This is a genomic window from Microbulbifer mangrovi (assembly GCF_002009015.1).
Taxonomy (GTDB): Bacteria; Pseudomonadota; Gammaproteobacteria; order Pseudomonadales; family Cellvibrionaceae; genus Microbulbifer; species Microbulbifer mangrovi.
In genome coordinates, this window is the sequence record NZ_LZDE01000206.1 from 1 (window position 1) to 8,159 (window position 8,159).

An 8,159-nucleotide genomic window follows, 5' to 3' on the forward strand; every position below is an offset into this window, starting at 1 on the left:
AAGTCCCTTTTTTCGAAGGTCTCGCGAGGCCACCCCGGTATCGATACCTTCTCGTAGAGTTTTCACTTTGTTAGAGGCAAAAACGCCCGATCAGCCCGCGCAGAATTTCCACCATCGGATCAATTCGCTCCAGTCCCAGATACTCATCCGGCTGATGTGCCTGATCGATATCGCCGGGGCCGAGTACGATGGTCTGCATGCCCAGCTTCTGCAGGAATGGCGCTTCGGTGGCGAAGGCGACGCTCTCGGCACTGTGCCCGGTAAGCTTCTCCGCTGCCTTGACCAGATCCGATTGGGCCGGCTCTTCAAACGCCTCGACGCCGCCGATCAGCGAATCCATTTCCAAGCTGATTTTTTCACTACCGATCGTGTTTTTCAGGCGCTGATGTAATTCGCTGCGCAGATCGTCCATCGGCATCCCTGGCAACGGGCGCAGGTCGAACTGCAATTCGGTGTGGCCACAAATCCGGTTGGGATTGTCGCCGCCGTGAATGCAGCCGAGATTCAGCGTCGGTACCTGCACCGCAAAACCGGGGTTCTGGTAGCGCTGTTGCCACTCGCCACGCAGTTTCAGTATCTCGCTCATGGCCGAGTGCATGGCCTCCAGTGCGCTGGCACCATACGCCGGATTGGAAGAATGTCCGGCCTGGCCGGTAATACGCAGGCGCTCCATCATCATGCCCTTGTGCATGCGGATGGGCTTGAGCCCGGTGGGTTCTCCGATCACTGCGTAGCGCGCTTTGGGCATCCCCGCCTTTACCAGGGCGCGGGCGCCGGACATGGAAGTTTCCTCGTCAGCGGTGGCGAGAATGATCAAGGGGTGCTGTAGCGGCTTGTCGGCAAAACTTTTCGCGGCCTCAATGGCCAGCGGAAAGAAGCCTTTCATGTCGGTGCTGCCGAGGCCGTAAAGACGGTTGTCCCGCTCGCTGAGTTTGAATGGATCCGATTGCCAGCGATTGTCATCGTAGGGCACGGTGTCCGTGTGCCCGGCCAGTACCAGGCCGCCGTCGCCGCTGCCCAGGGTGGCAATCAGATTGGCTTTGTGAGGCTGGCCATCGATGGGCAGGATCTGTATGGCAAAGCCGAGGGTTTCCAGCCACGCGGCAAGCAGGTCGATTACGCCGCGGTTACCCATATCCAGTTTCGGATTTGTTGCGCTGACGCTGGGGCTGGCAACCAGTTGTTGCAGCTGGCTGTGCAGGGAGGGCAGCGTGTGGGTGCTCATGATGACAATCCTTGTATCTGTTAGGTTCTTCTGGGGCGACGCTTACTATGCCATTCACTCAGGGCAACTGCCGCGGCAATCAGCAGGCCGCCACCCACTAGACGCGGCAGGTCTGCGTCTCGATTCCAGATCAGCAGGTTAACCAGCAGCCCTGCCGGTATTAGCGCGTTGTTCATCGCCGCGAGGGTGCCCGGTGAAACGCGGGTGGCTCCCTTGTTCCACAGAAAGTAGCCCAGTCCCGAGGCGGCCGCGCCCAGCCAGAGTAACACGCCCCATTGCAGCGGGCTGTCCGGGTAGTGGGGTTTGCCCAGTATTGCCCAGGCGAGCAGTGCCACGATACTGGCTCCGATAAAAAACCAGCCGAATGTCTGGCGCGGGGCCAGTGTCTCGCCCCGGGCGCCCGCAGATTGCATAAACTGCCTGTAGGCAACCTGGCCGGTGGCAAAGCACAGATTGGCGCCCTGAACTACAAAGAAGCCGCGCCAGTAATCGTCACTCAGATCACCCCAGCGGATGATCGCTGCGCCGGCCACTGCGATACTTGCCACGGACAGGTTCCACAGGGAGTCCCGCAGTGAAAAACGTCGCGCCATCAGGTCGTAGATCAGGGCAATGTAAACCGGGGTGAAAATGGTAAACAGCAATACTTCGGGTACGCTCAGGAGCAGGAACGACTGGTAGTAAAACAGGTACATCAGCCCGAGCTGCACCGCACCGATGGCCATCAGGATCAGGGCGCTGCGCGGCGGGGTGCGCCAGTTGAGAAATGGCAGGAATACCAGGGTGGCGAGCAGCACCCGGGTGAGTACAGAGAAATAACTGTCTACCTGGCCCGCCAGGTAGACGCCGATCAGGCTGAAGGAGAACGCCCACAGCAGGGTCACAAGTAACAGCAGAATCATGAATTCGGAATGGCTCAGTGAATTTAAGGATGGATTACAAACCCCTGACGGCGCTGGCGCAACTGTGTACGCGTCTGGAAAAAGTGCGCGCTTTCAGCTTCAACGCCAGCAACGGGCCGGGGTCGCAAACCAACTGGCGCGGTCACGGTCGTGGGGAAGTGGCGGTTACGCGCAGTGGTGCGCATATCTTGTTTGCCGAGCACGCTCAATTTACCGATGGCGATGGTAATAAGATCGAATTGCGCAACCGCTACCGCTGGACACGCTGTGTCGAATTTGTCCGCCTCGAGCACCTGCGCCGCGAGGAACCCGTGATGCTGTTTAACCTGGTTCCGGTGACCGAACATGGGTTTCGCCATCAATCGCCCCATCTTTGCGGCGATGATACCTATACCGCAGAGCTGTTGCTGCACAATGATGAAATCGAGTTGATCTGGCAGATTCACGGGCCGCGTAAGAACGAGCGACTGCACTATCACTACTGGTAAGCCGCGTTTTCGGTAAGCCGCTCTTCTGGATAATGTACTGCTGGTAAGATACACCACAGATCAAATCCAGGAGAAAAACCGCCATGCCGAGCAAACGCCATCTGTTGAAAGCCGCCGCTTTACTGGCTGTCGCACCAGCGCTGCCACTGCGCGCGGCTACAAGCGCCGGTACCGATAAAAAAACCGAAACCCTGCTCGCGGGCGTGCAACCGATCAGTGTGTCCGAGCGTGAGGCCAGGGTGACGCGAGCGCAGGAGTTGATGGCAAAAAACGGGATCGACGCAATGGTGCTCGAGCCCGGTGCAGCCATGTTGTATTTCACCGGTATCCGCTGGTGGCGCTCTGAGCGATTGACCTGTGTGATCATCCCGCGCCGCGGCGAGCTGGCAGTGGTCACGCCATTTTTCGAGGAACCCTCGGTACGCGAGTCAATGACGTTCGGCGAGGACGTGCGCACTTGGCATGAACACGAGAGCCCGTTTGCGCGGGTGGCCGGTGTGCTCAAGGACCGCGGTATCAAGTCCGGCGCCATCGGGCTGGAAGCATCGGTGCGCTGGTTTGTCGCCGACGGTATCCGCGAGGCGCTCCCCGGATTCAAGCTGGTCAGCGCAGACCCGGTCACCCGCGGCTGCCGGATGATCAAAAGTCCCGCGGAGCTGGCGCTGATGAAAAAGGCCAATGAGATTACCCTCGCGTCCTACGGCAAGGTGTACAAGGGATTGCGCCCGGGGATGACCCCGGACGACGTCAACCAGATGATGCGCGAGGCGCAGACTGCTCTCGGCGGGCAGGGGGTGTGGACCATGGCCCTGTTTGGCGAGGCCAGTGCCTATCCCCACGGCAGTGGGCAGCCGCAACAGATCCGTGAAGGGCAGATCGTACTGATGGACTGCGGTTGCAGCGTGGAAGGTTATCAGTCGGATATTTCCCGTACCTTTGTGTACGGCGAGCCGAGCAAGAAACAGCGGAAGATCTGGAGCCTGGTGCGCGAAGGTCAGAATGTCGCCTTCGACGCGGCCAAAATCGGCGCTTCGGCGGGCTCCGTGGATGATGCGGTGCGCGCCTTCTATCTGAAAAACGGCTTCGGGCCGGACTACCGGCTGCCGGGGCTTTCCCACCGCACCGGACACGGAATCGGCATGGAAGGGCATGAGCCTGTCAATTTTGTACGCGGCGAGAAAACCAGACTCGCACCGGGCATGTGCTTCTCCAATGAGCCTGGTCTGTACCTTCCCGGTGAATTCGGCGTGCGTATCGAAGACTGTCTCTATATGACCGAAGATGGACCTGCCTGGTTTACCGAGCCGCCGGTGAGCCTCACCAGCCCTCTCGGAAAATTGGGGTAAGCGACGGGCCCCAACTTTCCGAGAGGGCCCGTTTAGCGATCACTTATAGGACGCTGGTGATCGCTACAGGCTAATCTGCCCGCGCAGGTAGGTCGTCGCATATCCGCGCATGATCACCCTGTCGCGCTGCAGGGAGCAGTCCAGTTCGCCGCCGCGGGCGGAGATCTGTCTGGCTTTCAGGTCAGTTTTATCGAGTTTTTCTGCCCACATGGGGACCAGCCGGGTGTGTGCAGAACCGGTTACCGGGTCCTCGTCGATACCGATGGCGGGGGCAAAAAAACGGCTGACGAAATCGCAGTCGAATCCCTCTCCCGGTGCGGTGCAGATCAATCCCTTGTACGGAAGGGCGGCGACGGCGCGCATATCCGGTGCCAGCGCTGCCACTTCTGCCGCACTGGCAAATTCCACCAGTAACTGATCGTCCGATCCAGCAACCTCCAGTGCGCGCAGCGGTTGTGCGTTCAGGGCGTGGGTGTATTTGTCCGTGAGCGCAATTTCCGAATTTGTCTGTGCCGGGAAGTCCAGCGCGAGAAGCTCGCCGTCCCTGCGCACGATCAGTTCACCGCTGCGGGTGAAAAAATGAATCTCATCATCGGTACAGCCCAGTTCCGTCCACAGCAGGTGCGCGGTTACCAGAGTGGCGTGCCCGCACAGGGGCACTTCTTCTCCCGGGGTAAACCAGCGCAGTTCGAAGCCGTTGCCGGCGGCTACCGTAAACGCGGTTTCCGCCACGTTGTTCTCTGCGGCAATCTGCTGCATGAGGGCGTCGTCCAGCCAGCGGGTGAGTGGCACGTATGCGGCGGGATTGCCTTTGAACAGTTCGGAGGTGAAGGCGTCGGCCTGGTAGATGGGCAGTTGCATGGGTCTTTGCATGGAGGGGTCCTTCTCACATTATCAGCACAAATAAAAAAGGGAGAGCTGAATAGCTCTCCCTTTTTAACAAGTGCGGTGGGTAATTGCTATTACCAGCCAAAGACACCCTTGAAGAAGAAGAAGAACAGGATGGCCAGGCCGGCGCCCGCCGGCAGGGTAACAATCCAGGACGCGGCAATGGTGGTAATCATACGCAGGTTGAGCGCGCCGATACCCCGCGCCAGGCCAACCCCCAGTACCGCACCCACCAGGGTGTGGGTGGTGGAAATGGGCAGGCCGGTGCCGGAGGCCAGAACCACGGTAGCAGCGGCGCCCAGTTCGGCAGCAAAGCCGCGGCTCGGGGTCAGCTCGGTGATCTTGCGACCGATGGTGGCCATCACCTTAAAGCCATAGGTGGCGAGACCGACTACGATACCCGCGCCCCCCAGCAGCAGGATCCACGGTGGCATCACTGCCTTGGCGGTTACTGCACCCTGCTGCACGGTATTTACTACGGCAGCCAGTGGACCCACTGCGTTGGCCACGTCGTTAGAGCCGTGGGCAAACGCCATGGCGCAGGCGGTAAAGATCATAAGGATGGCGAACACGCGTTCGACATTGGCGAAGCGATTGTCTTTTTCCATCGACGGATCGCGCTTGATGCGTTTCAGCAATACGATGCCGACACCCATCACGATCAGGCCCATGACGCCTGCAATCAGCGCATCCTGCCAGAAGGACAGGGAAATGCCCGCGTCTTTGAACACGTGCTTGAGGCCTTTGGTGAGGGTCACCATGGAGATCATCCAGCCCACCGCGAACATGTACATCGGGATGTAACGCTTGGCGTTGGTGAACGGATCTTCGGTGTTCAGGATCAGCCGCTGCACACTCCGGAACAGAAGGAACGATATGGTGCCCGCGAGTACCGGCGACACCACCCAGCTGGCGACGATGCTCGCCACCTTGCCCCAGGCCACCGCATCCACGGAGATACCCACGGCGGAGAAACCGACGATGGCGCCGACGATGGAGTGGGTAGTGGAAACCGGCCAACCGAGGATACTGGCGATCATCAGCCAGGTGCCCGCCGCCAGCAGTGCGGAGAGCATGCCGTAAACCAGCAGTTCCGGTGCGTCGTTGAACAGGTCCGGAGCGATGATGCCCTTGCGGATGGTCGAGGTCACTTCTCCACCGGCTAAATAGGCGCCAGCGAATTCAAAGATCATGGCGATCACGATCGCCTGTTTGATCGTCAGTGCGCGGGAGCCAACGGACGTGCCCATGGCGTTGGCCACGTCGTTGGCACCCACACCCCAGGCCATGAAGAATCCGAATACGCAGGCCAGGATCAGGAAGATATGGCCGTACTGAGCAATGATATCCACGTTTTCTCTCTCCCGTTATCGCGCCAGCAACAGCTGCAATCGGTTGCCCACGCCGTGGGCCTCATCTGCGAGGTCACCGACCCACTCGATTACCCGGTAGAGGAAGATCACGTCTACCGGCGGCAGGTCTTTTTCTAATTTGAACAGAGCGGCGCGTACTTCCACCTCGAGCTTGTCGGACTTGCGTTCCAGCTCATCCAGCTCTTCGGTCATGCGGCGGGTGATATCCACCTCGCGCCCGGCAAAGCCGGATTCCAGCAGTTCGTCCAGCTCGTTGATGGCGGTCAGCGCCTGCGCGGAAGCGGCGACGGCGCTCTCCACAAAGGTGCCCATCATGGTTTGCATGGATGCGGGAACTTCCATCTGGCGGCCAATGGCGAGGCCGGCGATATCCTGGGCCTTGTTGGCGACCTTGTCCTGGACGTGCAGTAGCTCCAGCAGGTCGGTACGGGAAACCGGCATGAACAGGCTGTCCGGCAGATGCAGGCGCAGGTCTTTCTTGATGTCATCGGCGCGGTTCTCACTGGCGGAGATACGCTGCTGAACGGTTTTGGCAGTGCTGAAGTCGCCCTTCATAAGGGCGTCAAAGAAGGGCACCAGATCCGCTGACGCCTCGTGGGCAGTCGCCATGTGCTCCTTGATCGGCTTGATCGGCGAGCGGCCGAACAGGTTGGCGATATTGGACAGGGGCATGGTCTGTTCCTTTTTCCGGTCCTGACAGTTGAATGGAAAGCCTCTCGGTTTAATCAGAGGCAGCCAAATTGGGCGGCATGGTACCCCAACCTGTGCGCAGGTCACAGTGACGGTTCGGTTTCGGTGCCGATCCGTTGACGCGGTGCACTGTTGCCGCTCGCTATAAGAGCTACAATGCGCCTTCACTTAAGCGTAGACGGGTGCAAGGATATGGCTTTGGGCAGAGTTGCGGACCGGGTTCTCGATCTGTCGGGATTGCTGGAAGATCTGGTGAGTCAGGGCTATGTGAGCCGACTGGACGCCAACCGCCTGATTGGCACCCCGCGCAGCGCCGAACAGGCGCAAATGCACCCGCTTACCTATATCGCCAGCTGTGAGCTGGAGAACCAGAAAAAGCCCGGCAAGGTGCTGGATGCCTCTATTTTGACCCAGTGGCTGGCGGATATTTCCTCCCATGGCCTCTACCATATCGATCCGCTTAAGGTGAATGTGGCGGAAGTCACCGAAGTGATGAGCTTCCAGTTTGCCAAGCGCCACCAGATCCTGTGCGTGGAAGCTTCCAAAGAAATGCTGCTGGTGGCCACCGCACAGCCCTATACCAGCGGTTGGGAAGAGCAGCTGGAACACACCAGTGGCCGCACCGTACAGCGGGTGGTCGCGGATCCGGCGGATATCAAGCGCTACGGCACCGAATTCTACTCCCTCGCCAATTCCATATCCGGTGCCAGCGGGCTCAAGGGCAGTTCCGCAGCGGGCAACTTCGAGCAGCTGCTGGAGCTGGGTAACCTGAAAGACCCGGAGGCCAACGACCAGCATATCGTCAATATTGTCGACTGGCTGCTGCAGCACGCCTTCGATCAGCGCGCCAGTGATATACATATCGAGCCGCGCCGCGGTATTGGCCGTATCCGTTTCCGCATCGACGGTGTCCTGCACCCGATTCACGAGCTGCCCGATCAGGTCAACGCCGCGGTCACCAGTCGCCTCAAAATTCTCGGCCGCATGAATGTGGCGGAGAAGCGCAAGCCCCAGGATGGCCGTATCAAGACCAAGCGCCCGGACGGCAGCGAGGTGGAGCTGCGCCTCTCCACTTTGCCCACTGCCTTTGGCGAAAAACTGGTGATGCGGATTTTCGATCCGGAAGTACTGGCGCGCTCCTACCACGATCTGGGCCTCGCCGGTGACGATCTGGCGCGCTGGCACAAAATGCTCGGCCGCCCCAACGGCATCGTGCTGGTGACGGGTCCCACCGGCTCCGGTAAAAC

Annotated in this window: 8 protein-coding genes; 3 read left to right on the top strand and 5 right to left on the bottom strand. The window is 59.8% G+C overall.

Features of this window, described 5'->3' with window-relative positions:
• Nucleotides 1-70 precede the first annotated feature (70 nt).
• Together argE and B4U49_RS02300 are read right to left on the bottom strand one after the other, a co-directional pair.
• The gene (argE, locus tag B4U49_RS02295) at nucleotides 71-1,225 is read right to left on the bottom strand and encodes an acetylornithine deacetylase (protein WP_078082964.1); all 1,155 of its coding nucleotides are present in this window, start codon (nucleotides 1,223-1,225) and stop codon (nucleotides 71-73) included.
• Between the two features lie 20 nt (nucleotides 1,226-1,245).
• On the bottom strand, nucleotides 1,246-2,127 hold the full coding sequence (locus tag B4U49_RS02300; RefSeq protein WP_078082965.1) for a DMT family transporter: 882 nt from the start codon (nucleotides 2,125-2,127) through the stop codon (nucleotides 1,246-1,248).
• Between the two features lie 29 nt (nucleotides 2,128-2,156).
• On the opposite strand from B4U49_RS02300, the gene B4U49_RS02305 reads away from it, so the two are divergent.
• Nucleotides 2,157-2,615, top strand: a complete 459-nt coding sequence (locus B4U49_RS02305) for a DUF6314 family protein (RefSeq protein WP_078082966.1) — start codon at nucleotides 2,157-2,159, stop codon at nucleotides 2,613-2,615.
• Nucleotides 2,616-2,698: 83 nt separating this feature from the next.
• A complete protein-coding gene (locus B4U49_RS02310; RefSeq protein WP_078082967.1) occupies nucleotides 2,699-3,961 on the top strand; it encodes a M24 family metallopeptidase in 1,263 nt (420 codons plus the stop codon).
• Between the two features lie 63 nt (nucleotides 3,962-4,024).
• On the opposite strand, the gene B4U49_RS02315 is transcribed toward B4U49_RS02310, so the two are convergent.
• The 3 genes from B4U49_RS02315 to B4U49_RS02325 form a co-directional block, all read right to left on the bottom strand.
• Nucleotides 4,025-4,834: a PhzF family phenazine biosynthesis protein gene (locus tag B4U49_RS02315; protein ID WP_239692435.1), complete on the bottom strand. Its 810-nt coding sequence runs from the start codon at nucleotides 4,832-4,834 to the stop codon at nucleotides 4,025-4,027.
• An 89-nt stretch (nucleotides 4,835-4,923) separates the two neighbouring features.
• On the bottom strand, nucleotides 4,924-6,201 hold the full coding sequence (locus B4U49_RS02320) for an inorganic phosphate transporter (RefSeq protein ID WP_078082969.1): 1,278 nt from the start codon (nucleotides 6,199-6,201) through the stop codon (nucleotides 4,924-4,926).
• A gap of 15 nt (nucleotides 6,202-6,216) precedes the next feature.
• Nucleotides 6,217-6,894, bottom strand: coding sequence for a TIGR00153 family protein (locus B4U49_RS02325; RefSeq protein ID WP_078082970.1), 678 nt, complete (start codon nucleotides 6,892-6,894; stop codon nucleotides 6,217-6,219).
• Between the two features lie 210 nt (nucleotides 6,895-7,104).
• On the opposite strand from B4U49_RS02325, the gene B4U49_RS02330 reads away from it, so the two are divergent.
• On the top strand, nucleotides 7,105-8,159 hold a 1,055-nt coding region (locus tag B4U49_RS02330), incomplete at its 3' end, for a GspE/PulE family protein (protein WP_162276136.1).

What these genes read in the sequence shown, in the direction of transcription:
- argE (WP_078082964.1), bottom strand. Translation starts at nt 1,225, where the DNA reads ATGAGCACCCACACGCTGCCCTCCCTGCACAGCCAGCTGCAACAACTG.
- B4U49_RS02300 (WP_078082965.1), bottom strand. Translation starts at nt 2,127, where the DNA reads ATGATTCTGCTGTTACTTGTGACCCTGCTGTGGGCGTTCTCCTTCAGC.
- B4U49_RS02305 (WP_078082966.1), top strand. Translation starts at nt 2,157, where the DNA reads ATGGATTACAAACCCCTGACGGCGCTGGCGCAACTGTGTACGCGTCTG.
- B4U49_RS02310 (WP_078082967.1), top strand. Translation starts at nt 2,699, where the DNA reads ATGCCGAGCAAACGCCATCTGTTGAAAGCCGCCGCTTTACTGGCTGTC.
- B4U49_RS02315 (WP_239692435.1), bottom strand. Translation starts at nt 4,834, where the DNA reads ATGCAAAGACCCATGCAACTGCCCATCTACCAGGCCGACGCCTTCACC.
- B4U49_RS02325 (WP_078082970.1), bottom strand. Translation starts at nt 6,894, where the DNA reads ATGCCCCTGTCCAATATCGCCAACCTGTTCGGCCGCTCGCCGATCAAG.